The organism is Streptosporangium roseum DSM 43021 (assembly GCF_000024865.1).
Classification (GTDB): domain Bacteria; phylum Actinomycetota; class Actinomycetes; order Streptosporangiales; family Streptosporangiaceae; genus Streptosporangium; species Streptosporangium roseum.
The window spans coordinates 3,680,235-3,705,749 of the sequence record NC_013595.1 but is presented as its reverse complement, the minus strand read 5'-3'; the positions used below and the strand labels follow the sequence as shown (position 1 = coordinate 3,705,749).

The window sequence follows — 25,515 nt, the reverse complement described above, 5'->3', positions numbered from 1 at the left end:
GCAGACCGAACCGACGAAAACGGAGGAGGCCGGGTGAACCCCGTCATCCAGGAGATCACCGACCGCCTGATCGAGCGCAGCCGCGCCAGCCGTACCGCCTATCTCGCACGGCTCGACGCCGAGGCCGAGGCGGCCCGCCGGCGTGGACCGGCCCGGGCGAGCCTGGGCTGCGCCAACCTGGCCCACGGCTTCGCCGCCGCGAGCCGGTCCGACAAGCTGGACCTGCGGGCCAACGTCAAGCCCGGCGTGGCGATCGTGTCGAGCTACAACGACATGCTGTCCGCGCACCAGCCGTACGAGACCTACCCGGCGGTCCTCAAGGCGGCCGTCCGCAAGGCGGGCGGCGTCGCGCAGTTCGCCGGCGGCGTGCCCGCCATGTGCGACGGCATCACCCAGGGCCGCGCGGGCATGGAGCTGTCGCTCTACAGCCGTGAGGTCATCGCGATGGCCACCGCGATCGCGCTCTCGCACGACATGTTCGACGCCTCGCTCATGCTCGGCGTCTGCGACAAGATCGTGCCGGGCCTGCTGATCGGCGCGCTGCACTTCGGCCACCTGCCGGCGGTGTTCGTGCCGGCCGGGCCGATGACCTCCGGCCTGCCCAACAAGGTCAAGGCCCGCACCCGGCAGCTGTTCGCCGAGGGCAAGGTCGGCCAGGACGAGCTGCTCGACGCCGAGTCGAAGTCCTACCACTCCGCCGGCACCTGCACCTTCTACGGCACCGCCAACTCCAACCAGGTCATGATCGAGGTCATGGGCCTGCACCTGCCGGGCTCCACCTTCGTCAACCCGCGCACCGAGCTGCGCGAGGCCCTGACGGAGGCGGCGGGCAGGCGCGCGGTCGAGCTGACCGCGCACGGCGACGAGTACACCCCCGTGGGCCGGGTCGTCGACGAGAAGGCGATCGTCAACGCCTGCGTGGCGCTGCTGGCCACCGGCGGCTCGACCAACCACACCATGCACATCGTCGCCATCGCCGCGGCGGCCGGCATCGACCTGCTCTGGAACGACCTGGCCGCATTGTCGAAGGTGGTGCCGCTGCTCACCCGCATGTACCCCAACGGGCAGGCGGACGTGAACCACTTCCAGGCCGCGGGCGGCATGCAGGTGCTCATCGGCGACCTGCTGGACGCCGGGCTGCTCCACCGCGACGTGCTGACGATCGCCGGGCGCGGGCTGGACCACTACCGCTCGTCCGTCGAGCTCAAGGACGGCGAGCTGGTCTGGGAGGAGCGCACCGGCGGCAGCACCGACCCCGACGTGCTGCGTCCCGTCTCGGACGCCTTCTCCCCCGACGGCGGCATCCACATGCTCGACGGCAACCTGGGCTGCGCGGTCAGCAAGGTCTCCGCGGTCAAGGACGAGCACCTGGTCATCGAGGCCCCGGCGAAGGTCTTCGACGACCAGCTGGAGCTGCTGCGCGCCTTCGAGGCGGGCGAGCTGGACGGCCAGGACTTCGTGGCGGTCATCCGCTACCAGGGGCCGAGCGCCAACGGCATGCCCGAGCTGCACAAGCTCACCCCGCCGCTGTCGGTGCTGCTGGACCGGGGGCAGCGGGTGGCGATCGTCACCGACGGCCGCATGTCCGGCGCGTCGGGCAAGGTCCCGGCCGCCATCCACCTGTCGCCCGAGGCCGCCCACGGCGGCCCGATCGCGCTGGTCTGCGACGGCGACCCGATCCGCCTCGACTCCACCGCCGGCACCCTGGAGCTGCTGGTCCCGGCGGAGGAGCTGGCCGCCCGCACGCCGCAGGGCGCGCCGCTCACCGACGCCCAGTGGGTGGGCACCGGCCGCGAGCTGTTCGCCGCCTTCCGCCGTACGGCGGGCCCCGCCGAGCGCGGCGCGGGAATCTTCGCCCTGAACGGCCACGCCGAGGGCGTCGCCGCCGCCGCCGTGAACGGGGTCCGGCCGTGAGCGGGCAGCGCGTCTCCCGTACGAGCCCGGCGAAGGAGGCCTGGTGAGCCTTCCCTGGCTCGTCGCCGACATCGGCGGCACCAACGCCCGGTTCGGACTGGTCACGGAGCCGGGCGGGCAGCCGCAGGCGGTGGCCGTACTGGCCGGAGCGGATCACGACGGGCTCCCCGAAGCCGTAGCCGCCTATCTCGCAGACCATGCGGGCGGAGTTCAGCCGGGAGCGGCCTGCATCGCGATCGCGGGTCCGGTCGAGGGCGACCGCTACCGGCTCACCAACGCCGGCTGGGCGGGCTCGGTACGCGACCTGGGCATCCCGAACGCCGAACTGCTCAACGACTTCGAGGCGCTGGCGGCCTCCCTGCCGCACCTGGTGGGTGACGACCTGGTCTCCCTGGGCGGTCCCGCGCCCTCGCGCGGGGTCAAGGCCGTGCTGGGCCCGGGAACGGGGCTCGGCGTGGGAGGCCTGGTGCCAGCGGCCGAGGGCTGGGTGCCGATCCCCGGCGAGGGCGGGCACGTCACCGTGCCGGTTCTGGACGAGCGCGACCACGCGATCGTCCAGGCGCTGCGCGCCGAGGGCCTGGAGCACGTGGTGGCCGAGCACCTGCTGTCGGGGCCGGGACTGACCCGGCTGCACCACGGTCTCGCGCTGGTGCACGGCGTGGACGCGCCCCGGCTGTCCGCCTCGGACATCGTGGCCCGGCTGGACGACTCGCTGTGCGCGGAGACCGTCGAGGTCTTCTGCGGCATGCTCGGCACCTTCGCCGGGAACGTCGCCCTGACCCTGGGCGCCCGGGGCGGGGTCTACCTGGGCGGCGGCGTGCTGCCCCGTATCGTGGACCGGGTCCGTTCCAGCGACTTCCGCCGCCGGTTCGAGGCCACCCCGACGCTGAACGACTACCTGTCCGCCATCGCCACGACGCTGATCGTGGCCCCGCAGCCCGCGCTGGTCGGCGCGGCGGCCTGGCTGAACCAGCGCCTGTCGAACATGGAGTATGTATGAGTCTGCTGGACATCGCCCCGGTCGTGCCGGTCGTCGTGATCGACGACCTGGAGACCGCGGTGCCCCTGGCGCGCGCCCTGGTGGCGGGCGGTCTTCCGGTCATCGAGGTGACCCTCCGCACGGCCGACGCTCTGAAGGCCATCGAGCGGATCGCGGCCGAGGTGCCCGAAGCGGTGATCGGCGCCGGGACCATCCGCACCCCGGCCGACGTGGCGGCCTCCGTGGCCGCCGGATCCCGGTTCCTGGTGAGTCCGGGCAGCACGCCGAAGCTGGTGGACGCCATGGAGGCGAGCGGCGTGCCGTTCCTGCCCGGCGTGGCGACCGCGTCGGAGGTCTTGGCGCTGGCCGAGCGCGGGCTGACGGAGATGAAGTTCTTCCCGGCCGAGGCCGCCGGCGGCCTGCCGTACCTGAAGGCGCTCGGCGGCCCGCTGCCGGACGTGCGGTTCTGCCCGACGGGCGGGATCCGGCTCGCGTCGGCTCCCGACTACCTCGCGCTGCCGAACGTCGGCTGCGTGGGAGGCACCTGGCTCACCCCCGCCGACGCGCTGGCCACCGGCGACTACGCGCGGATCGAGAAGCTGGCCGCCGAGGCGGCCGCCCTCCGCTAGGGCGCACCCGCCCCCGAACCTCGCAGGCGGGCCGCCTCCTCCCTTGGTCCGCCTGCGGCCATGAGTCACCGTGACCCGGTGCAGAAGCTCATGGAACCCGGCCCATGGCCGCCTTACCCGGCGGCCATGGGCTTTCCCCGTCGCGGCCTTCCGAGGTCAGATGCGGGCCGCCCGGCAGGCGAGCTGCAGCGCCAGGCGCTGCTGGGGGTCGCCGAGGTCGGTGTGGAGGAGCTCCTCGATGCGCCGGATCCGCTGGCTCACCGCGTTGCGGTGCAGGTGGAGCTCCTCGGCGACCCGCGCGGGCGAGCCCTGGTGGTCGAGGTAGGACTGCAGGGTGCGCACCAGCGGCTCGGCCCGCTTCGCGCCGAGGGCCAGCAGCGGGGCGAGGAGTTCCTGCACGGCCTGGCGGGCGGCGTCGGAGGAATACCACTCGACGAGCATGCGGTCGAGCCCGGCCACGTCGTGCGCGGTGACCGGGGAGGCGGAGGCCGGGTTGCGGAGCAGCGCCGTACGGGCTTCGAGGGCCGAGGCGCGCAGGCCGAGCGGGCCGCGGTGCGCGCCGCTGACCCCGCAGCGCAGGCCCGCGCCGGCGAAGCGGTCACGGAGGTGGGACAGCAGCCATTCGGCGTCGGCGACGGCGGCCCGCAGGCCGTCCCTGCCCGGGTCGAGCTGCTGGGTGCGGATGATGATCAGCGCGTCGTCGGCGCGGGCCAGATGCCAGTCGGGGCCGCCCGCCGACCGCAGCAGGCGCGCCGCGACGGGTCCCGCCGCGTCGAGAACGGCGTAGCGGTCCGAGCCGGTCAGCTCGGTGGGCTCCACCCGCAGCGCGATGTGCCAGGCGTCGACGGCGAGCCCGAGGGCACGCGCGCGGGTGGCGAGCCGGAACGCCTGCTCCTCGGGGGCGATCAGCAGCTCGGTCAGCAGTTGCGAACGTGACCGCACCGGGTGGTCGTCGGAGTGGCCGCCGGCCGCGGCGAGAGCGGCGACCCCGAGGACCAGCCGGACGGCACGGGCGAGATGGCCGTCCGGCGGGTCCGCGGAGAAGGTTGCGCCGTCGGTGTGGACGGGGACGCCGAGCGAGTCGGCGGCCGCGGCCGCGATCCGGTCGGGGTCACCGCCCGCGCGCAGGACCGACGCGGTCGCCGCCTCGGCCCGGACCAGCGCGTCCGCCGCCGAACCGGACAGGACCCGTTCGGCCGCCACCGCCAGCTCGGCGAGATCCCCGGTGAAGGCGAGCAGCGCGAGCGCGCCCCGATCGGCCAGGGCCGTCGCCGTGACGGGGAGCGGGCCGTCGAAGGAGGTGAACACCAGGGCCGCGGCCGAAGCGGCGGCGGCGTCACGGATGGCGACGTCCAGGCGGTAGCCCGCGGCCTGCCGGGTGACGGCGCCGGTGAGCACGATCATGGAGCCGGGCGGCTGGTGGACCAGATCGCGCAGGTCCTCCGCCAGCCGGACGTGGACGACCGGCCGGGCGTCCGGCGGACCCGCCAGGTGCCGGAGTCCGTCGAGGCCCGGCGCGCTCAGCAGACGATCCAGCATCTCTCCAGTGTGCCAGGCGCACACTTACCCGGCGAACCGTGTTCTCCCAGCATAGGGAGCATGCGCGGGGTTGTTCATAGCCTTCGGGGGTGGACATCGACAACGAGCTGCTCCCCGCGTACGCACGCGGCTGCGCCGTCCTGGGATCGGGCGGCGGCGGGTCGGTGTCGATGATGCGCGCGGTGGCCGCCCAGGCGCTGGAGGAGCACGGCCCGGTCCGCGTCATCCAGCCGGAGGAGCTGGCCCCAGGCGCTCTCGTCATGCCCTGCGGCAGCGTGGGCACCTCCGCGGTGCAGGTCGAACGGATCGGCGGCCGGGGCGAACCGGCCTACCTGCGGGAACAGGTCGAGAAGCTGCACGGCTCCCGCGTCGAGGCACTGATGCCCAGCGAGATCGGCGGCGCCAACGGATGCGTCGCCGTGGCGTGGGCCGCCTACCTCGGGCTGCCGCTGGTGGACGCCGACGGCATGGGCCGGGCCTTCCCCCGGATGGACCAGACCGCGATGGAGCTGCACGGGATCAGTCCCACGCCCGCCGTGCTCTGCGACGAGCGCGGCCGGACCGTGGTGATCGACAACGTCGACGGCCGCTGGCTGGAGCGCCTGGCGCGGGTCGCGCTGGAGGCGTTCGGCGGGCAGATGGCCTCCAGCGAGTACGTGCTGCGCGCCGCCCAGGTCCGCGCCTCCACCGTCACCGGCTCGATCACCCGCGCGGCCGGGCTCGGCGAGAACCTCCCCGCCCCGCTGCTCACCGGGAAGGTCGCCACGGTGGAGGGCGGCTCGATCCTCGTCGAGGGGCTGGGTGCGGACGGCGGACGGCTCATCCGGATCGAGGCGCAGAGCGAATACCTCGCGGTCTTCGAGGACGGCGACCTGCTGGCCGCCGTGCCGGACATCATCGCGCTGCTGGACACCAGGAGCGGGGACGCCGTCCAGGTCGAGCAGCTCCGGTACGGCCTGCGCGTCGGCGTCGTGCGGCTGGAGTGCGACCCCGTGTGGCGGACCCCCGCCGGCCTCCGCCTCGGCGGACCCGAGGCCTTCGGACTCTCCGGACTCCCCGGGCCGTCCGGGCGGTTCCCCGGACTCGCCGGCCTCACCGCCCCCGGACTCTCCCGGCCGTCCGAGCCGCTCCCCGACCCCTCCCGGACATCCGAGCCGCTCCCCGACCCCTCCCGGACATCCGAGCCGCTCCCCGACCCCTCCCGGCCGTCCGGGCGGCTCTCCGGGGCGCCCCGGCCCTGCGGACCGGAGGCGGAGAAGTGAACATCGGCGTGGACGTGGGCCCGACCAACACCGACGCCGCCGCCCTGGACGACGCCGGAGCCGTGCTGGCCACGGTCAAGGTGGCCTCGGTCCAGGGCGACCCGGTGGCCGGCGTGGTCGCGGCGCTCACGGCGCTCGGATCCGCCGGGGCCACCCGGATCGCCGTCGGGCTGCGCGGAGCCGCCACCGCGGTCGCCGAGCGCGCCGGGCTCTGCCGCGTCGCCGCGCTGCGGATCGGCGGCCCCTCCGCGCAGGCCGTGCGGCCGTTCTTCGGCTGGCCCGTCGACCTGCGGGAGGCGGTCGAGGCGGGCGCGGGGATCGTCGACGGCGGCGGCGGACTGGGCCCCGAGCACCGGACCCCGCTGGATCGGCAGGCGGTCGCGCGCTTCGCGGCCCGGGTGGCGGGGCGGGCCGAGGCCGTCGCCGTGACCGGCGTGTTCTCCCCCATCGACGGCGACCAGGAACGCGAGGCGGCGGAGATCGTCCACGCCGAGCTGGGGCCGCTGCCGGTCTCCCTCTCCGCCGACCTGGGTTCCCTCGGGCTGATCGAGCGGGAGAACGCGACGATCCTGGACGCGGCGCTCTCCCGGTTCGCCCTGGACACCGCCGAACGGCTGGCCCTCGCCCTCCCCGGCGCGGCCGTCTTCGTGACCCGGGGCGACGGGACGCTGATGAGCCTGGAGTATCTGGCCCGGCATCCCGGGCTCAGCCTGGGCAGCGGGCCCGCGAGCACGCTGCGCGGTGCGGGCGTGCTGACCGGCCTGCGGGACGCGGTGGTCGCCGACGTGGGCGCGAGCCGTATCCGGGTCGGGGCGCTGGCCGGGGGCTTCCCCGAGGAGACCACGCGGGGGGCCGACATCGGCGGCGTCCCCGTGGGCTTCCGCATCCCCGAGCTGATCCGGGTGCCCCGGGGCTCCGCCGGCGACCGCGCCCCCGGGGCTCCTCTCCGTGACCGCGCCCAGGCGGCCGCCGGCCGGGGCGCGGGGAGCGGTGGCCTCACGGAGCTGGCCGAGGCGGTGGACCGGCTGCAGCCGGGCGTCGACCGGCTGCCGGTGGTCATGGTGGGCGGCGGGGCGCCCGCCGTACCGGACGGGCTGCTGGGCGTGCCGGACGTCCGGCGGCCCGAACACGGCAGGACCGCCGGGGCGATCGGCGCGGCGACCAGCCCGGTCGGCGGCCAGTACGAGCGGATCGTCCGCCTGGAGGGGCGGACCCGGCTCGCCGAGGCGCTCGACGCCGTCGCCGAGGAGGCGCGGGCGCACGCGGTGCGCGCCGGAGCCGACCCCCGGCACGTCGAGATCGTCGAGACCGGCAGCTCCCCGCTGGCCTACCTGCCCGGCCCGTTCCTCAGGCTCCGCGCTCGGGCGGCCGGCCCTCCTTCACGGCTCTGAAACCCCCCTGAAAGGTCTCGAAATGATCGATGAGGACTACCCGCTGGAGCGGGTTCCGCAGGCTGCCCGCTACTCGTGGTTCAACGTGGCCGTGCAGCGCTTCGGCCAGCTGTCGGACCTCACGCAGTTCCTGCTCGGCGCGACGCTGGGCGCGGGGCTGTCGTTCTGGGGAGCGTTCTGGGCGTTCACGCTCGGCTCGGTGATCCTGGAGATCGTCTGCATCTTCGTCGGCATCGCCGGGATGCGCGAGGGCCTGTCCACCTCCGTGCTGGCCCGCTGGACCGGGTTCGGCCGGTACGGCTCCACGCTGATCGGCGTGATCATCACGCTGAGCCTGTTCGGCTGGTTCGGCGTGCAGACCGCGGTCTTCGCGGCGGGCCTGCACGCCATCATGAGCGGCATCCCCCTGTGGGCCTGGTCCCTCATCGCCGGCCTCGGCGTGACCGCCCTGGTCCTGAAGGGCTTCCGGGCGATGGGCTGGACGGCCTTCGTCACCGTGCCCGCGTTCCTGGGGCTGGCGGGCTGGGCCATGTGGGTGGAGGTCTCCCGGCACAGCCTGGGCGAGCTGATCTCCTCCTCCCCCTTCGGCGCCCCGATCACGGTCGCGACCGGGGCGACGATCGTCGCCGGTTCCTACATCGTCGGCGCGGTCACCACCCCGGACATGACCCGGTTCAACCGCAGCACCTCCGACGTGGTCAAGCAGACGCTGGTCGGCATCTCCCTCGGCGAGTACGTGCTCGGCCTGGCCGGGGTGCTCCTGGCCTACGCCGTCAAGACCTCCGACATCGTCGCGATCATCACGGCCTCCTCCGGAGTCGTCGGCGTCGTCATCCTGGTCTCGGCCACCGTGAAGATCAACAACTGGAACCTCTACTCGGCGGCGCTCGGACTGATGAACGCCGTGGAGTCCACGGTCGGCGTACGGCTCAACCGGGTCGCCGTCACCGTCGGCATCGGCCTGCTGGGCAGCATCGCCGCCGCCGCCGGGATCCTGGACGCCTTCGCCGGATTCCTGTTCGTCCTCGGCGTCGTCACCCCGCCGATCGCCGGGATCATGGTCGCCGAGTACTTCGTGGTCAAGCGCTGGCGGCCCGTCCTGGACGCCTCCCGCGAGCTCGGGCGGCTGCCCGAGACCGAGCCCGCCTGGGTGCCCGCCACCATCGCGATCTGGGCGGCCGCGGCCCTGGTCGGCTGGCTGAGCGACGCCTACGGGTGGATCGGCATCCCCGCGCTCAACTCGCTGATCCTGGCCGGGCTCGGCTACATCGTCGCCGGGAAGCTCGGCCTGGTCCGCGGGACGCGGGAACTCCCCGTCGACCAGCCTGCCGTACACGTCTGAAATCCATCCGGAAGAGAGCATGATGCGCATCGGAATCGACGTCGGCGGCACCAACACCGACGCCGCCCTCCTGGGCGACACCGGCGAGGTGCTGGCCGCCGTCAAATCCCCCACCACTGCGGACGTCACCTCCGGCGTCGCCGGGGCGATCACCGCTCTCGGCGCCGCCGAGACCTCCGCCGTGATGATCGGCACCACCCACTTCGTCAACGCGCTGGTGGAGGCCTCCCGCCTGGAGCCCGTCGCCGCCGTACGGCTCGGCCTGCCCGCCACCGCCGCGCTGCCGCCGATGGTCGACTGGCCCGCCCGGCTGCGCGAGGCCGTCAGAGGGCGGAGCTACCTGTGCCACGGCGGCCACGAGTACGACGGCACCCCCATCTCCGACCTCGACCACGAGGAACTGAAGCGGGTCGCGGCCGACATAGCCGCCCGGGGCCTGCGCTCGGTGGCGATCTCCTCGGTCTTCTCGCCGGTCAGCGCGGAGTTCGAACTGCGGGCCGCCGAGATCCTGGCCGCCGAACTCGGCCCGGAGGTCCATGTCTCGCTCTCCCACGAGATCGGCCGGGTCGGCCTGCTGGCCAGAGAGAACGCCACCATCGTCAACGCCGCCCTGCGGCCGCTCGCCGAGCGCACCGTCGGCGCGTTCGAGGACGCGCTGAAGGCCGCGGGCATCGTCGCCCCGCTGTTCCTGTCGCAGAACGACGGGACGCTGATGGACGTCCGGCAGGCGCAGCGCTACCCGGTGGCGACGTTCGCCTCGGGGCCGACCAACTCGATGCGGGGCGCGGCGTTCCTGTCCGGGCTCGCCGACTGCGCCGTGGTCGACATCGGCGGGACCACCACCGACGTGGGCATCCTGGTCGGCGGCTTCCCCCGGGAGGCGTCGGGCGAAGCCGAGCTCGCCGGGGTGCGGACCAACTTCCGCATCCCCGACGTGCTGTCGCTGGGCATCGGCGGCGGCTCGCTCATCGCCCCGGACGGGTCGGCGGGACCGCGCAGCGTCGGCTACCGGCTCACCGAGGAGGCGCTGGTGTTCGGCGGCCCCACCCTCACCGCCACCGACCTGGCGGTGGCCGCCGGGTACGCCGAGATCGGCGACCCCTCGCTCGTCGCGCACCTGGACCCGCGCGCCGCGCTGGCCGCGATCGCCGAGCGCATCGCCGAGACCGTGGACCGGATGCGGATCTCGGCCGCCCCGCTGCCCGTCGTCGCGGTCGGCGGCGGCAGCATCCTCATCCCCGACGGCCTCCCCGGTTTCGACGAGGTCCACCGCCCCGGCCACTTCGCCGTCGCCAACGCCGTCGGCGCGGCCATCGCGCAGGTCGGCGGCGAGGTGGACCAGGTCTTCTCCGGCTCGCGCGAGGTCATGCTCGACGGGGCCCGTGACGAGGCGGTCTCCCGCGCCGAACGGGCCGGAGCCCGCATCGGCAGCGTACGGATCGTCGAGGTGGAGGAGATCCCCCTGGCCTACCTGCCCGGCGGCGCGACCCGCGTCCGCGTCAAGGCGGTCGGCGACCTGGACCTGGAGAAGATCAATGCGTGAACTCGGAGCCGACCAGCTCGACGACCTCGCCCGCGGCGCCGGGATCCTCGGCACCGGCGGCGGGGGCGACCCCTACGTCGGCAAGCTCCTGGCCCGCGAGGCGATCCTCGCCCACGGCCCGGTGACCCTCCTGGACATCGACGAGGTGCCGCCCGACGCCACCGTCGTGCCGGTCTCCGGCATGGGGGCGCCGACCGTGCTGCTGGAGAAGCTCCCGGCGGGCACCGAGGAGCTCACCGCGCTGCGCGCGCTGGAGGCCGTACTCGGCCGCCGGGCCACCCACATCGTCCCGATCGAGATCGGCGGCATGAACTCCATGGTCCCCATCGCCGCCGCCGCCCAGGCCGGGCTGCCGCTGGTCGACGGGGACGCCATGGGCCGGGCCTTCCCCGAGACCCAGATGGTGCTGCCGACGCTGATCGGCGTCTCGACCACCCCGATGGCGCTCGCCGACGACAAGGGCAACACCCTGGTCGTCGACGCGGTCTCCAACCTCTGGTCGGAGCGGATCGCCCGCGCCGCCTGCATGGTGATGGGCTGCCAGGTCTCCTGCGCCGACACCGTGCTCCGGGGCGACCAGCTCCGCGACGGGCTGGTCCCCGCGACGCTCACGCTCGCCGAGGACCTGGGCCGTGCCGTACGGCTGGCGCGGGCCGAGCACTCCGACCCGGTGGCCGCGGCGACGCGGCTGCTGGGCGGCATCCACCTGCTCACCGGCAAGGTGGTCGACATGGAGCGCCGCACCACCGGTGGCTTCGCCCGGGGCCGGGCACTGCTGGAGGGCCCGGCGGGCACCCTGGAGCTGAGCATCCAGAACGAGCACCTGATGGCCGTACGCGACGGCGCCGTCGTCGCCACCACTCCCGACCTGATCTGCGTCCTGGACACCGACACCGGCGAGCCGGTCACCACCGAGGCCATGCGGTACGGCCTGCGCGTCACGGTGATCGCGGCCCCCTGCGACCCCCGGTGGACCACTCCCGAGGGCCTGGCGCTCGTCGGGCCGCGCTACTTCGGCTACGACTGCGACTACGTGCCCCTGGCGGGGGTGAGGAGCTAAGGCCCGCCGACGGCGGATCAGGGCGCCGGGCGGATTCCCCTTCCGCCCGGCGCCCCTTCCGCGTTCCCGCCCTGCGTCCCCTGCGTTCCCAGCCGCCCCTTCCGCGTTCCCGCCCGGCTCGGCCGGCTCTCCTGCGGCAGGGGATGTCCGTGGCCAATTGATGACATATCTATCGCGAGACAGACATATCGGAGAGCGGATCAGGCAGACAGGTGGAGTGACACGCCGGAGTCCCCTAACCTGGGAGGACGAGGGGAGTACTTCCCAAGAACCGCCCCGGTCAGTACGGACGCCCTGCGGCATCCCCGGACGGTCGCCTGCGACATGCGGGTGAAGGAGACCTCGAATGGCCAAGCGCATTCGAGGAGTCCCCATGATCGCTGACAGACCGCTCCCGGCTTCCGGCCCGGCTCCCGGCCGTCCCCCGGGCCCTGCCTTCCCGCGCCCGGTCCCCGGGCACACCGCCGTCACGGCCTCCTGCCCGCGCACCGGCCGTCGTGCGGCCGGTCCGGCGGACGCGCACCATCGATAGCCCCGCCCGACCTTCACCCGATCCGTCCGGTCCCCTGCGGCACCGGACCACAGGCGAACCCGTTTCCGCCCATCTGGAAGGCCGCGAGACGCATGACGAGACAAGTCCCCCACCCCTGTGAGGTGCACGCGATGGCCACGACCACACCGGCCGGCCGGGCGTCCGCCGAGGAGCTGAACTATCCCCCCGGATCGCTGGTGCTGCTCGCGGGACTTCCCGGCGCGGGCAAGAGCACCCTGCTGGACCGGCTGTACGGGCTGCGCGGCGACGAGAGGGAACCGGTCCGGGCCGGTGAGGCTTGGGTGATCGACTCGCGGCAGTCCCGTAACTGGTGGGCGCGCTACCTCGGGCCGATCCCCCCGCGGATCCGCACCCCGATCGTGCACGCCACACACGTGTCGCGGATCGCGCGGGCGGTGATGCGCGGGCACGGCGTCGTCGCGCACACCCGGGGCACCTGGCCCCACATCCTGTACGGCTTCGCCTGGCTGGCCCGCAGGGTCGGCGGCGAGGTCCACCTGATCATGCTCGACGTGGAGCCGGGGATCGCGCGCGCGGGGCAGCTCTCCCGTGGAAGGGTCGTCACCGCCTCCGGCTTCGCCCGGCACTGCCGGCGCTGGCAGGTGCTCATCGAGCGTGCCCGCGGCGGCTCCCTCCCGCCCGCGGCGGGTGTCACCGTGCTCGACCGGCCCGCCTCGGACCTGCTGCGCGCCATCCGCTTCGACGCACCGCGGGCCGGGGGGCCGGACCGGCGGACGGGTGGCCGTCCGGAGGGGGGACAGGACCGGCCGTAGGGCCGGCGGGCGGACCGGCGGTCACCCGAGGCGAGCAGGCCCTATCCGTCCCGGCGTGAGGCCCGGCGGCCGGAGACCCTCAGATCGGCCAGGATCGCGCGGTGGTCGCTGATCGACATCGGCAGCACCCGGCTGTCGAGGGTCGTGAAGCCGCGGGTGAGCACGTGGTCCAGGCGTACGGCGGGCAGGACGGCGGGCCAGGTGAACTGCAGGCCCGTGCCGGCCTTCTCCGACACGGGCGACAGGAGCGCGGTGAGGCGGCCCAGTTCCCGGTCGGTGGTGGCGGTGTTCAGGTCGCCGACGACGATGATCCGGGGGCTGGGGTCCTCCCGGACCGCGCGGGCCAGTGCCCCCACCTCGGCGTTGCGGTTGGCGATGACGGACGGCTGGGCGGGGCGGAAGGACGCGAGGTGCACCGCGTAGAGGCTGACCTCGCCCTGCGGCGTGCGGATGACGGCCTGCTGCGAGCGCGGCACTCCGGGCACGGGCCGCGGCAGGCCGTCGAAGGGATATCTGCTCCACACCGCCACACCCGGATTGCCGGGGAACCGGTAGGGGTAACCGGGGCCGATCTCCCGGGCGAAGACGGGATCCATCGTCCCGTTCTCCAGCACCGGGTCGTCGGAGACCTCCACCGCCACGAGGATGTCCGCGTCGGTGGCCCGCAGGGCCCTGGCGGTCGCCGCCAGGTCGCCGTTGGCGTAGCTGACGTTCTGGTGGACCACGCGCAGGTCCCGCGGCCCGGTGGCCGCGGTGCGGACGAACGCGGGACCGAACATCGCCGCCCACATCACGGCCGGGACCATGGCTCCTGCCAGCGCGAGCCATGACCGGCGGGCGAACGCGACAAGGGCCAGGAGGGGGACCGCGAGGCCCAGCCACGGCAGGCCGCTGTCGAGCGTGTTGCCCATCCCCCGCCAGTTCGGCAGCAGCCGGTGCCCCGCCAGGACGAGGGCGATCAGAGCACCCGCGGCTGCTGTCAGCCCTCCTCGGAACCGCGGCGACATGATGATCAAAAGATCCCTTCGGCGACTACGGGTTCCGGCGGCCTTCACCGGAGCAGTCCATCACGGCGCCGGCGGGCGCGGCGGCGAGGCGGGCCACTCCGGGACTCGACGTGCCCGTGCCGGGCGGATGACTTTACCGCCCCCTGGCGATGTCCTCCGTGCAGGCGGGGCAGATGCCAGGAGAAGCGGGAGGAATGCCGATGATCGACGTACTGGCCCTCGGCGAGGAGCATCTGGCCCTCGCCCGGGAGAACCCCCACGGCCGCAGCGCCCACACCTTCCTCCGCGAGGGCCCGCTGCGTCAGGCGATCATCGCGCTGACCGCGGGGTCGGCCCTCGGCGAGCACGAGGCCCCACCGGCCGCGAGCCTGCACGTCCTGTCGGGCCGGGTGCGGATCATGGACGAGGAGGGGGCCATCGGGCTGGCCACCGGGCAGATCGCGCCGATCCCGCTGCTGCGGCACTCGCTGGAGGCCGACGAGGACTCCGTCGTCGTCCTCACCACCGTCGTCGATCTCGCCTCCGGCGCCGGCTGACACCCGGTACGGCGCGCGGGCGCGCTCAGCCCCGTGTGGCGAACAGGTCCTTGAGCAGGGCCGCCCCCTTTCCGTCCAGCCAGGCGTCGAAGGTCGTCAGGCCCGGGTGAAGGCGGCGCAGCGCGGGGATGTCGGCCTGCCAGCCTCCCTTCTCGTTGACGAAGCGGTACGCGGCGCGCAGGTTCTCGGCGGCGGCCCCCATCTCCGCGCCGAGCAGGTCGATCGTCTCCGGCGTGACGGGCCGGTAGGAGACGGGGTGCCCGGTCGCCCGGCTGATGGCGGCGGCGACCTGCGACGGTGTCGGCGCGTCGCCGGCGAGCTCGATGGCCTCCCCGAGATACCTGCCGGGGTCGGCGAAGGCGAGCGCGGCGAAGACACCGATGTCGTCCACGGCGATGAGCTGGCCGGGCCTGTCGGGCGGCCCGTAGGCGGCCAGCGTGCCGTTCCGCAGGCCGTACCGGGGGGAGGCGTAGTTCTCCATGAACTGGACGGGGCGCAGGAACGTGGCGGGCAGGCCGAGCGCGCGGATGTGCCGCTCGATCTGCCACTTGGTCTCCCAGTGACTGATGCCGCTGGCGCGCTCCACCCCTGCGACCGAGGTGTAGACGAGGTGCCGGACGCCGGCGGCCTCGGCGGCGTCCGCGACCGCGATGCCGAGGGGGACCTCCATGGGGGAGTTGACGGGGTCGTCCCAGGTGGGCTGGACGCTGAAGACGCCGTGGACGTCGCGGGCGGCGGCGTCCAGCGAGGCACGGTCGCCCATGTCGCCGGCGACGAGCTCGGCCCCGGCGTCCGCGAGCGCCCGGGCGGCCGCACCGGAGGGGTCGCGGACCAGCGCCCGGACGTGCCAGCCGGCGGCGAGCAGGTGCGCCGCCGCCGCCCCTCCCTGGTTCCCGGTGCCGCCGAGGACGAGGATCGTGCCGGCCATGATGACTCCTGGTGATCGGGGTTAGACTCCAGCTATATGGAGCACTGCTCCGCAAATATACGGAGCGCCGCTCCGGATAGCAATACGGAAGGGTCACCCCATGGCGAAGGCAGCCGCCACACCGGCCACCACCGACCCCGCGATGCGCGCCGACGCCCGCCGCAACCGCGAGCGGGTGCTGACCGCCGCCCGGACCGTCTTCTCCGAGCACGGCACCGACGCCTCCCTGCGGGACGTCGCCCGCCGCGCCGGGGTCGGGATCGGCACGCTCTACCGGCACTTCCCCACCCGCGAGGCCCTGCTGGAGGCACTGGTCGGCCACGGCTTCGACAGGCTGAACAGCACCGCGCGGGAGCTGCTCACCGCCGCGTCCCCGGCCGACGCGCTGGTCTCATGGCTGCGCGACTTCGCCGCGGGCACCACCACCTACCACGGGCTTCCCGCGTCGGTCATGGCCGCCGTGCACGACGAGGGGTCGCGACTGCACGCCTCCTGCGCGGCCATGCGCGCGGCGGGAGCCCGGCTCCTCGCCCGCGCCCAGGAGGCCGGATCCGTACGTCCCGACGTCACCGTCGAGGAGCTGCTCACGCTCGCGGCGGCGATCGCCTGGGCGAGCGAGCAGTCCCGCGGCCGGACGGACCTGACCGACCGGCTCCTGTCACTGACCGTGCAGGGCATCCAGGGGTAGGGGGACCGAGGGGACGCGCACCCGCTCGTCGCACCCGGTGGTCTCGACGGCCGTCCGGAGAAGACCCGCCAGCGCTCCTTGCCGCCCGTACGGGCGGGAGCGGAGAGTCTCGGCGATCAGCCCGGAGCGCGGATGGCTCTCCCTCAGCTCGGCGTAGCGCAGCGCCACCACGCGGGCGACGGCGGCCGGATTGTCCAGGCCGTAGACGGCGTAGAGCCGCCGCCTGGTCCTCGGCGACAGGCGGCCGGTCCACCAGCGGTAGACCATGCCGTCCGTCCAGACCACCAGGTCGGCCCAGACGGACACCAGCGCCAGGCCGTAGCCGTCGTGAACGTCGCCTTCGACGCCGTGCCGTACCAGTTCGTCGCGGAGCAGACACGCGGCGTGAACGGCGGGCGTTCCCGCGAGCACGCCTCGGAGGTTCGCCATTGCCCACCTCCTCTCGGCGTTCGGTGAAAACGACGAACCGTTTCCCCTACACAGGGTGCCGTGGGATGATTACTTTCGGTAGGTGCTCGATTACTAAGAGACACATGCAACTTGGTTGGGTTTCACTGTGGGACCCACCCCGGCACATGTAGGACCCGAAAGGACGGGAGCCCCCATGCCCGCCCCAAACGAGCTGGATCCCAGCGCCAGCGTCATGGCCTACTGGGGCTCCGAGCTGCGCCGGCTGCGAGAGGCCATGGGCTGGAGCCAGCAGGAGCTCGCGAAGCGGACGACCTACTCCACCTCTCTGGTGGGCCTGGTCGAGACCGCCATGCGCGCTCCGACCAGGAAGTTCGCGCAGCGATGCGACGAGGTGCTGGAGACCGGCGGAACGCTCATCAAGCTCTGGCCGCTGATCGGCCGGGAGTCCTCGCCCGCCTGGGTCCGCTCGCTGTTCGAGCTGGAGTGGGAGGCGCGCACGCTCCGCAACTACCAGCTCGCGGTGGTGCCGGGGCTGTTGCAGACCGAGGACTACGCGCGGACGCTGACCCGGCTGGGTCGGCCGTTCGACACCGCCGAGCAGGTGGAGGAGATGGTGACGGTGCGGATGCAGCGGCAACGGCTGCTGGACCGCCCGGACCCGCCGATTCTCTTCGTCCTGCTGGACGAGGCCGTGCTGTCGCGCCCCATAGGAGGCGCCCGGGTGATGCGAGAGCAGCTCGGGCACCTGCTGGAGGCGACGGCGCGACCACGGGTCACCCTTCAGGTGATCCCCTTCGAGGTGGGGGCCTACCCCGGACTGGCCGGACCCATATTGGTCCTCTCCTTCAAGGGAGCGCCCGATGTGGTGTACATGGAGAACGCGGAGAACGCACAGCTCCTGACCGATCCCGCCCGGGTCGACCCCCTGTCGGCCCAGTTCGACGCATTGCGTTCCTGGGCACTCCCACAGGCCGCCTCCGCGGTCTTTATCGAGAAGAGGATGAGTTCATGGATCTGACCGGTGCCCGGTGGCGCAAGAGCAGCCGCAGCAACGGCAACGGCGGCGAGTGCGTCGAGGTGGCCGTCAACCTCCCCGGCGTCGTCGCCGTCCGCGACAGCAAGAACCCCGACGGTCCCGCTCTGCTGTTCTCGCCCGAGGTGTGGGCCACCTTCCTGACCCGGATCAAGGGCGACTCGCTCTAGGATCGCCTCCGCATGGTGAGGCTGCTCCCGCGGGCGTAGCGTAGATCTTTCCGGCTCGACGGTAACCATCGTGTGTATAGGCCCGAACTGTCTGGGTATGCGACTCAATCAGGGGGAAGTGCGCAGGCAGAGTTCGACGCCGGCGCACACGCGTTCTTCGGCCAGAGAAGGCACGATGAAAGTTGCCCGGGGGGAGAGATCAAGCGGGCTGGGGCTGGAGGTGTTCGATCCGGCCCCCGTCGGGGTGTCGGTCACCAGTGCTCGGGACCACCGGCTGGTGTACGCCAACGCGGTCTACCGGTCGGTCTTCGGCGACAGATCGCTCTGGGCCCTCGCTCGCGAGGCGTTCAGCGACCACGTCGATCGGGACTACTACTTCGGGCTGTCCGACCAGGTCCTGAGCACCGGCGAGCCCGTGACCGTCACCGACGCCCCCGTGGCCCTCGCCTACGCCGACACCGGCCCGCAGGAGCGCTTCTTCACCTTCAGCCTCTCGGAGATCTCTCTCGGCGGCGGCGAGCGCGGGGTGCTGCTGGTGTCGGTGGAAATGACCGAGCAGGTCAGCGCCGCGCAGCGGATCCAGGCCCTCTCCGAGGAACGGCGCCGCCTTCTCCAGCGCTACCAGAAGCTGGGGAGCGTCGGCGCGGAGATGGTCTGGGTGACCGCGGCCGACGGCCGCGTCATCGAACCGAGCCCCGGCTGGGAGAGGATGACCGGGCAGTCGTGGGAGGAATTCGCGGGAGAGGGGTGGCGGGATGCCGTCCATCCCGATGACCGCGAGCCGACCGACGAGTCGTGGTCCCGGGCGACTCGGGAGGTGCCCGACCTGTGGGAGCACATCCACCGGATACGCCTGGTGGACGGCACCTACCGGCACTTCAGCGTCCGCGCCGTACCGGTGCTCGAAGGCGACACCGTGGTGGAGTGGGTGGGCAGCTGCACCGACATCGAGCAGGCGTGGCAGGAGGACCGGCGCTGGGAGCTGCTCAACCGCGCCGCCACCGCCACCGCCGATGTCACCCGCCTGGAGGAGATGCTCTCCGCGCTGGCCCGCGCGATGGTGCCGGACCTGGCCGACGGGTGCATCATCTACCTCCTCTCCGACTCGCCGGACCGTCCCGAGAACGCGTCGCTGGTGGCGCACCTCGTCGCCTCCGCCGCCCGGCCCGGCCTGCCCGAGCTGCCGGAGTACGGCGAGGAGGTCTTCGCCCCCGACAACGTTTTCACCCGCACGGTGCAGCGCCGCCGCCCCATCCACCGGACATTCCCCACGGGGTGCCCCGCCCCCGGTGTCGCACCGGCGGGAGCCGAGGCCTGGCTCGTCTCGGCCGAGGCCAACAGCGTGGTCCTCGTGCCGGTCGTCGTCGACGGCACCGTGGCGGCGGTGGTGGTGGCCTCCGTCTGCGGTGACCGCCCCCCGATCAGCTCGGCCGACGTCGCCCTGATGGACCAGATGCTCGACAACGCGCACGACTCCCTCAGCAACGCCATCGAGTTCCGGCGCACGAAGCGGGTGGCGCTCGCCCTGCAGCGCAGCCTGCTCCCGAAACCGCCCGCCGTGCCGGGCCTGCAGATCACCGCCCGTTACCGGCCGAGCGCCGCCGCCGCCGAGGTCGGCGGGGACTGGTACGACTGCTTCCGGCTGCGGGACGGCGCCACCATGCTGACGATCGGCGACGTGGCCGGCCACGACCTGCCCGCCGCCGTCACCATGAGCCAGATCCGCAACCTGCTCCGGGGGCTCGCCGTCGACCGCGAGGAGCCCGTCGGCGACATCCTCAGACGCCTGGACATCGCGATGGAGACCCTCTACGAGGAGCAGACCGCGACCTGCGTCCTGGCGCGTGTGGAGTGTTCCGAGGAGAGCGGCTGGCAGCTGAACCACTCCGTGGCCGGGCATCCACCGCCTCTGCTGATCACCGGCGACGGCGGGGGCCGCTTCCTCGACAGCTCCACCGACCCCCTGCTGGGCCTGCTCCCCGACCGGCCGCGGAGCAGCGTCATCGAGCCGCTGCCGCCGGACGGCACGCTGCTCCTCTACACCGACGGTCTCGTCGAACGCCCGGGGGAGGACATCGACGAGGGGCTGGCCCGGCTGTGCCGCCACGCCGCGTCGCTCGCCAGGGCCCCCCTGGAGACGTTCTGCGACGCGCTGCTGTCCGAGCTGGCCGTCGACGGCAAGGACGACATCGCCATGATCGCCGTACGCCTGCCGCCCGCACGGCTCACAGCGGCAGAACGCCGCCCGGCTTGAGTGCCTTCATGGCGATCTGGGAGGTGAGCTTGTCGAGTCCGGGCAGGCGGCCGAGCTTCTCCAGGCAGAGCTGGCTGTAGGAGTCCATGTCGGGCACGGCGACCCGCAGCACGTAGTCGGGGCGGCCGAACATGCGCAGGCACTCGACCACGTCGTCGATCTCCATGACCGCCGCCTCGAAGGCGGTCACGGTCTCGGCGTCCTGCCCCTCCAACTCGACGTAGGCGAGGACCTGGAACCCGCGCCCGACCGCGGCGGGGTCGACCACGGCCCGGTAGCCGGTTATCACCCCCGCCTCCTCAAGGTTGCGGACCCGGCGCAGGCACGGCGAGGGGGTCAGCCGCACGCGCTCGGCGAGTTCGAGGTTGCTGAGCCGCCCCTCCACCTGCAGGAGACCGAGAATTGCGCGATCCGTTGCATCCATGGCAACAGATGCTAACCAATCCCATAATCGCCATAAATGTTGACATCGGATTTCGGTCCACCTGACATAACCTTGCGGGCAATCGAAGCGGTGCAGACAGACGGGACCACGATCATGACGATCTTCGCAGACGCCCGTGAGGTGACGCCCGACGACCGGTACGTCCTCGACGAGGGCCAGGTCTTCATGACCGGCACACAGGCACTGGTCCGCGTGATCCTCGACCAGATGCGCGCCGACCGCTCCGCCGGCCTCGACACGGGCACGATGGTGTCGGGCTACCCCGGCTCCCCGCTCGGCGGCTTCGACCAGGAACTCGCCCGCTCCCACAAACACGCCGGACCACTCGGCGTCGTGCACCGGCCGGGCCAGAACGAGGAACTGGGCGCCACCGCCGTCTGGGGCAGCCAGCTCGTGCCGGCGCTCCCCCGGCCGCGCAAGGCGGGCGTCCTGGGCGTCTGGTACGGCAAGGCCCCCGGTGTCGACCGCGCGGCAGACGCGTTCCGGCACGGCAACTTCGTCGGCGCCCACCCCGACGGCGGCCTGATCGCCTTCTGCGGCGACGACCCGACGTGCAAGTCCTCGACGCTGCCCTCGGCCACCGAGAGCGCACTCGCCGCGCTGGGCATGCCGATCGTCCACCCCGGCAGCGTGCAGGAGCTGCTCGACCTGGGCCGCCACGCGATCTCGGCCTCCCGCGCCAGCGGCCTGTGGGTGGCGGTGAAGGCGGTCACCAACGTGGTGGACGGCACCGGCACGGTCGGCGTCGGCCCTGGCCGGGTGGTCCCGGTCATGCCGGTCGTCGAATACGAGGGCAGGCCGTACCGTCACACTCCGGACGCCACCCTGCTCACCCCCTGGTCGCTGGAGATGGAGCGGACGCTGGTCGGCCCGCGTCTGGAGCTGGCGCGCGCCTACGCAAGGGAGAACGGCCTCAACCGGATCACCGTCGACCCCCGTGACGCCTGGCTCGGCATCGTCGCCTCGGGCACCGCCTACCACGACGTGTGCGAGGGGTTCCGCAGGCTGGGCGTGGACCCCGCCGAGCTCGGCGTCCGCATCCTCAAGATCGGCATGCTCTGGCCGCTGGAGCCCGGCATCGTCCGGACCTTCGCCCGGGGCCTGGAGGAGATCCTGGTCGTCGAGGAGAAGGCCCCGCTGCTGGAGACCCTGGTCAAGGACGTCCTGTACGGCACCGCCGACGCCCCGCGCGTCCTCGGCAAGCTCGACGAGAACGGCGCGGCCCTGATCCCGCGGGCCGGGGGCGTCGACGCCGACCTGGCCGCCAAGGCGATCGCCTTCCGGCTGCGCCGCAAGGGCCTGGACGGCCGCGCCGAGATCGCCAAGGGCCTGGCCGTGATCTCCCGCCCGGCACCGCTGAAGCTGCTCGGCGCGGAGCGCACCCCGTTCTTCTGCTCGGGCTGCCCGCACAACCGCTCCACCGCCGTTCCGGACGGCGCCCCGGTGGGCGCGGGGATCGGCTGTCACACGATGGTGGTGCTCAACCGCGAGGGCAAGGGCACGCTGACGGGCCTGACCCAGATGGGCGGCGAGGGCACCCAGTGGATCGGCCAGGCGCCGTTCACCGACACCCCGCACATCTTCCAGAACCTGGGTGACGGCACCTTCCACCACTCCGGCTCGCTCGCCGTGCGCGCCGCCGTGGGCGCGGGCGTCAACATCACCTACAAGCTGCTCTACAACAGCGCCATCGCCATGACCGGCGGCCAGACGATCACCCCGTCCCTCGCCGTGGCCGACCTGACCCGCTGGCTGGAGGTGGAGGGCGTGCGCCGGGTGATCGTCACCACCGACGAGCCCGAGCGCTACCGGGGGATCAGGCTGGCCCGGATCGCCGAGGTCCGCGACCGCACCGCGCTGGAGGAGGCGCAGCGCGAGCTGGCCGCGATCCCCGGCGTGACCGTGCTGGTCCACGACCAGCAGTGCGCGGCCGAGAAAAGGCGGCTGCGCAAGAAGGGCCTCCTGCCCGACCCGGTCAGGCGGGTGGCGATCAACCAGCGGGTGTGCGAGGGCTGCGGCGACTGCGGGCAGAAGTCCGAGTGCCTGTCGGTGCTGCCGGTGGAGACCGAGTTCGGCCGCAAGACCGAGATCCACCAGTCGTCGTGCAACAAGGACTACTCCTGCCTGGAGGGCGACTGCCCCTCCTTCCTGACCGTCACGCCGGGCAAGGCCGCCGGGAGGCGCGCCGCCGTACCTGCTCCCCCGGCGCTGCCGGCGCCGCCGGCGCGCACCGGGGCGACGATGATCCGGCTGGTGGGCATCGGCGGCACCGGCGTGGTGTCGGTGGCGCAGATCCTCGGCACCGCCGCGATGTTCGACGGCAGGCAGTCGCGCGGGCTCGACCAGACCGGCCTGGCCCAGAAGGGCGGCACGGTCGTCTCCGACATCCTGATCTTCGAGGGCGACGACGACCGGTCCGGGCGGGCGGGCACGGCCGGCGTGGACGCCTACCTCGCGCTCGACCTGATCGGCGCCACCGACCCCAAGCAGCTGAGCGGCGCCGGCCGTGACCGGACCGTCGCGGTGGTCTCCACCAGCCTGGTCCCCACCGGCTCCATGGTCCTCGACCCGTCCACGCACGTCACCGACCTCGGCTCGCCGATCGGCGCGCTGGAGTCGCGCACCCGGCGCGAGCTGAACGTCTATCTCGACGCCGAGGACGTGGCCCAGAAACTGTTCGGCGACCACATGCCGGCCAACACGATCGTGGTCGGCGCGGCCTGGCAGCGCGGGCTCATCCCGCTCAGCCTGGAGTCGATCGAGCGGGCCATCCGCCTGGGCGGCGGCAGGAGCGCGGAGCGGACGATCGCCGCCTTCCACTGGGGCCGGGCCGTCGTCGCCGCCCCGGAGTCCGTGGCGCGGGCGACCGGCGCCCCCGCACCGGCCGGACGGCCGGCGAGCCCCGAGGTCGCCGGCCTCGTCGACTCGGTCGCCGCGGCCGGCACCGAGCTGCACCGGATCCTGACGGTCCGGGTGGCCGACCTCGTCGCCTACCAGAACCTGCGCTACGCCACCCGCTACGCCGACGCGGTACGCGCGGTCCTCTCCCGGGAGCGGGAGACCTCGGCGGAGCGGTGCCCGATCACCGAGGCCTACGCCCGCCACCTGCACCGCCTGATGGCCTACAAGGACGAGTACGAGGTGGCCCGCCTCCACCTCGACCCGGACGAGAGGGCCCGCATCGCCGCCGAGTTCGGTCCCGGCGCGAAGATCTCCTACAACCTGCACCCGCCGGTCCTGCGCGCCCTGGGCATGAACCGCAAGATCCGCCTCGGCGCCTGGTTCGACCCGGCCTTCCGCCTGCTGTACGGCATGCGCGGGCTGCGCGGCACCCGGCTGGACCCGTTCGGCATGGCCGGGGTGCGCAGGACCGAGCGCGAGCTCGTCGCCGAGTACACCCGCGACGTGCACCGCGCCCTCTCGCACCTGCGCCCGGAGACCGGGGACCGGGTCCTCGAACTGGCCGAGCTGCCGGAGGTGATCCGCGGCTACGAGCACGTCAAGACGCGCAACGTGGCCGCCTACCGGGAGCGGGTGGCGGCCCTGCTCGCCGCGCTATGACCCGACCTGCGAGAGCGGTGGGGTGAGGTCTTCCAGCGAGGCCCGCTCGGCCTTCACCCCGAGGAAGATCGTGATGATCCCGGCGGCCACCATCATGGCCGCCGCGAACAGGTAGCCGTAGAACAGCCGGGTCGGCTCCGGATGGGCCTGGTCGCCGATCAGCGCGCCGAAGACGGTCGGGCCGAGCGAGCCGAACGTCTGGGCGATCGCGAAGAACACCGCGATCGCCAGGGCCCGGATCTCCAGCGGGAACAGCTCGCTGACGGTCAGGTAGCCGGAGCTGGCCGCCGCGGAGGCGACGAAGAAGATGACCGCCCACAGCAGCGTCTGGGTCGTCGCGGTGAGCACGCCCTCCTTGAACAGCCAGCCGGTCAGGGCCAGCAGGAGCCCGGAGAGGATGTAGGTGGAGGAGATCATCGGCTTGCGGCCGACGATGTCGAACAGCGGGCCGAGCAGGAGCGGGCCGAGCAGGTTGCCCAGCGCGAACAGGAACAGGTACTTCGACGCGTCCGACGCGCTGACCCCGTAGAAGTTCGAGAGCACCAGCACGTAGGTGAAGAAGATCGCGTTGTAGAGGAAGGACTGGCTGATCATCAGGGTGGCGCCGAGGGCGGACCGCTTGGGATAGTCCTTGAAGACCACCCGGATCACGTCGCGGTAGCGGACCGTGCCGTGCGGCCGGATCTCCAGGGTCTTGCGCTCGTCCACCGGCGGCAGTTCCTTGCCGGACTCCAGGACGTGCTCCTCGATCTCCCTGATCGCCCGCTCGGCCTCCTGCTCCCGGCCGTGCATGACCAGCCAGCGCGGGCTCTCCGGCAGGTGCCTCCGCAGGCCCCAGATCGCCAGGCCGAGCAGCGGGCCGATGAGCAGGCCGAGCCGCCAGCCCACGTTCACCGGGAGCAGGTCGGGGTTGAGCAGGATGAAGGTGGAGGCGGTGCCGATCATCGCGCCCAGCCAGTAGGTGCCGCTGACCGCCAGGTCGATCCGACCGCGGTACCGGGCGGGGATGAGCTCGTCGATGGCCGAGTGGATCGCCGAGTACTCACCGCCGATGCCCGTCCCGGCGATGAACCGGAACAGCAGCAGCCACCAGTAGTCGAACGAGAGCGCGGTGAGACCGTTGGCGACGAGATAGACCCCGAGCGTGAAGATGAACAGCTTGCGCCGCCCCAGCCTGTCCGACAGCCGGCCGAACACCAGCGCGCCCGTCACCTGGCCGAGCAGGTAGACGGTCGCGGCGAAGCCCACCTCGGTGGAGGTCAGTCCGAGCGTCTCCGGCGCCCGCAGGACGTCGCCGACGGCGCTGGCGATCGTGATCTCCATGCCGTCGAGCACCCAGGCCACCCCGAGCGCGGCCACCATCCTGGTGTGGAAACGCGACCAGGGCATGCGGTCGATCCGCGCCGGGATGAGCGTCCGGATGGTCTGCTCCTGCGCCGCCCCCATAACTACTCAGTGTAATAATATATGACCTAAAGTCATGGTCGATGAGGCGTC

General features: G+C 72.9%; 21 protein-coding genes. 15 read left to right on the top strand and 6 right to left on the bottom strand.

The genetic code is table 11. The features are described from left to right. Nucleotides 1-33 precede the first annotated feature (33 nt). From edd to eda, 3 genes are read left to right on the top strand one after another with little or no spacing between them, the layout of a single operon-like run. Nucleotides 34-1,914 carry a phosphogluconate dehydratase gene (gene edd, locus SROS_RS16365; protein ID WP_012890056.1) on the top strand — a complete coding sequence of 627 codons (1,881 nt, stop codon included), beginning with the start codon at nt 34-36 and terminating at the stop codon, nt 1,912-1,914. Nucleotides 1,915-1,957: 43 nt separating this feature from the next. Further along, a complete protein-coding gene (glk, locus tag SROS_RS16360) occupies nt 1,958-2,914 on the top strand; it encodes a glucokinase (RefSeq protein ID WP_012890055.1) in 957 nt (318 codons plus the stop codon). Next, nucleotides 2,911-3,522: a bifunctional 4-hydroxy-2-oxoglutarate aldolase/2-dehydro-3-deoxy-phosphogluconate aldolase gene (gene eda / locus SROS_RS16355; protein WP_012890054.1), complete on the top strand. Its 612-nt coding sequence runs from the start codon at nt 2,911-2,913 to the stop codon at nt 3,520-3,522. The genes glk and eda overlap by 4 nt, the downstream gene beginning before the upstream one ends. 156 nt (nt 3,523-3,678) lie before the next feature. Here the strand turns inward: eda and SROS_RS16350 are convergent, their stop codons facing one another. Continuing rightward, on the bottom strand, nt 3,679-5,061 hold the full coding sequence (locus SROS_RS16350; RefSeq protein ID WP_012890053.1) for a PucR family transcriptional regulator: 1,383 nt from the start codon (nt 5,059-5,061) through the stop codon (nt 3,679-3,681). 89 nt (nt 5,062-5,150) lie between these two features. On the opposite strand from SROS_RS16350, the gene SROS_RS16345 reads away from it, so the two are divergent. The 6 genes from SROS_RS16345 to SROS_RS16320 all read left to right on the top strand — a co-directional run bounded on the left by SROS_RS16345 (nt 5,151) and on the right by SROS_RS16320 (nt 12,985). Then, nucleotides 5,151-6,323: an S-methyl thiohydantoin desulfurase family protein gene (locus tag SROS_RS16345; RefSeq protein ID WP_012890052.1), complete on the top strand. Its 1,173-nt coding sequence runs from the start codon at nt 5,151-5,153 to the stop codon at nt 6,321-6,323. Continuing rightward, nucleotides 6,320-7,714, top strand: coding sequence for a hydantoinase/oxoprolinase N-terminal domain-containing protein (locus tag SROS_RS16340; protein ID WP_012890051.1), 1,395 nt, complete (start codon nt 6,320-6,322; stop codon nt 7,712-7,714). Before SROS_RS16345 ends, SROS_RS16340 begins: the two co-directional genes overlap by 4 nt. Before the next feature lie 22 nt (nt 7,715-7,736). After that, the gene (locus SROS_RS16335; protein WP_012890050.1) at nt 7,737-9,056 is read left to right on the top strand and encodes a purine-cytosine permease family protein; all 1,320 of its coding nucleotides are present in this window, start codon (nt 7,737-7,739) and stop codon (nt 9,054-9,056) included. Nucleotides 9,057-9,075: 19 nt separating this feature from the next. Continuing rightward, nucleotides 9,076-10,599 (top strand): hydantoinase/oxoprolinase N-terminal domain-containing protein, encoded by a 1,524-nt coding sequence (locus SROS_RS16330; RefSeq protein WP_012890049.1) that lies wholly within the window; start codon nt 9,076-9,078, stop codon nt 10,597-10,599. Next, entirely contained in the window at nt 10,592-11,659 is a 1,068-nt protein-coding gene (locus SROS_RS16325) for an S-methyl thiohydantoin desulfurase family protein (protein ID WP_012890048.1), read from the top strand. Before SROS_RS16330 ends, SROS_RS16325 begins: the two co-directional genes overlap by 8 nt. 663 nt (nt 11,660-12,322) lie before the next feature. Next, nucleotides 12,323-12,985 (top strand): ATP-binding protein, encoded by a 663-nt coding sequence (locus SROS_RS16320; protein WP_012890047.1) that lies wholly within the window; start codon nt 12,323-12,325, stop codon nt 12,983-12,985. A 41-nt stretch (nt 12,986-13,026) separates the two neighbouring features. On the opposite strand, the gene SROS_RS16315 is transcribed toward SROS_RS16320, so the two are convergent. Next, entirely contained in the window at nt 13,027-13,992 is a 966-nt protein-coding gene (locus SROS_RS16315) for an endonuclease/exonuclease/phosphatase family protein (protein ID WP_012890046.1), read from the bottom strand. Nucleotides 13,993-14,192: 200 nt separating this feature from the next. Between SROS_RS16315 and SROS_RS16310 the strand changes: the two genes are divergently transcribed. After that, nucleotides 14,193-14,528, top strand: a complete 336-nt coding sequence (locus SROS_RS16310; protein ID WP_012890045.1) for a cupin domain-containing protein — start codon at nt 14,193-14,195, stop codon at nt 14,526-14,528. A gap of 25 nt (nt 14,529-14,553) precedes the next feature. Here the strand turns inward: SROS_RS16310 and SROS_RS16305 are convergent, their stop codons facing one another. Beyond that, nucleotides 14,554-15,456 carry an NmrA/HSCARG family protein gene (locus SROS_RS16305; RefSeq protein ID WP_012890044.1) on the bottom strand — a complete coding sequence of 301 codons (903 nt, stop codon included), beginning with the start codon at nt 15,454-15,456 and terminating at the stop codon, nt 14,554-14,556. Nucleotides 15,457-15,556: 100 nt separating this feature from the next. Here SROS_RS16305 and SROS_RS16300 point away from each other — a divergent pair, with 100 nt between their 5' ends. Continuing rightward, nucleotides 15,557-16,144: a TetR/AcrR family transcriptional regulator gene (locus SROS_RS16300; protein ID WP_012890043.1), complete on the top strand. Its 588-nt coding sequence runs from the start codon at nt 15,557-15,559 to the stop codon at nt 16,142-16,144. Here SROS_RS16300 and SROS_RS16295 read toward each other — a convergent pair. Further along, nucleotides 16,115-16,573, bottom strand: coding sequence for a hypothetical protein (locus SROS_RS16295; protein ID WP_012890042.1), 459 nt, complete (start codon nt 16,571-16,573; stop codon nt 16,115-16,117). The genes SROS_RS16300 and SROS_RS16295 overlap by 30 nt on opposite strands. Before the next feature lie 175 nt (nt 16,574-16,748). Between SROS_RS16295 and SROS_RS16290 the strand changes: the two genes are divergently transcribed. The 3 genes from SROS_RS16290 (at nt 16,749) to SROS_RS16280 (ending at nt 20,012) form a co-directional block, all read left to right on the top strand. Continuing rightward, the gene (locus tag SROS_RS16290; protein WP_012890041.1) at nt 16,749-17,573 is read left to right on the top strand and encodes a helix-turn-helix domain-containing protein; all 825 of its coding nucleotides are present in this window, start codon (nt 16,749-16,751) and stop codon (nt 17,571-17,573) included. Further along, nucleotides 17,564-17,758, top strand: coding sequence for a DUF397 domain-containing protein (locus SROS_RS16285; protein ID WP_012890040.1), 195 nt, complete (start codon nt 17,564-17,566; stop codon nt 17,756-17,758). The genes SROS_RS16290 and SROS_RS16285 overlap by 10 nt, the downstream gene beginning before the upstream one ends. A gap of 175 nt (nt 17,759-17,933) precedes the next feature. Further along, on the top strand, nt 17,934-20,012 hold the full coding sequence (locus SROS_RS16280; RefSeq protein WP_012890039.1) for a SpoIIE family protein phosphatase: 2,079 nt from the start codon (nt 17,934-17,936) through the stop codon (nt 20,010-20,012). Here SROS_RS16280 and SROS_RS16275 read toward each other — a convergent pair. Further along, nucleotides 19,984-20,436, bottom strand: a complete 453-nt coding sequence (locus tag SROS_RS16275) for an Lrp/AsnC family transcriptional regulator (protein WP_012890038.1) — start codon at nt 20,434-20,436, stop codon at nt 19,984-19,986. The two genes, SROS_RS16280 and SROS_RS16275, sit on opposite strands and share 29 nt — an antisense overlap. Before the next feature lie 114 nt (nt 20,437-20,550). Here SROS_RS16275 and SROS_RS16270 point away from each other — a divergent pair, with 114 nt between their 5' ends. Further along, entirely contained in the window at nt 20,551-24,018 is a 3,468-nt protein-coding gene (locus tag SROS_RS16270; RefSeq protein WP_012890037.1) for an indolepyruvate ferredoxin oxidoreductase family protein, read from the top strand. Here the strand turns inward: SROS_RS16270 and SROS_RS16265 are convergent. Further along, nucleotides 24,013-25,464, bottom strand: coding sequence for an MFS transporter (locus SROS_RS16265; protein WP_012890036.1), 1,452 nt, complete (start codon nt 25,462-25,464; stop codon nt 24,013-24,015). The two genes, SROS_RS16270 and SROS_RS16265, sit on opposite strands and share 6 nt — an antisense overlap. Nucleotides 25,465-25,515 lie beyond the last annotated feature (51 nt).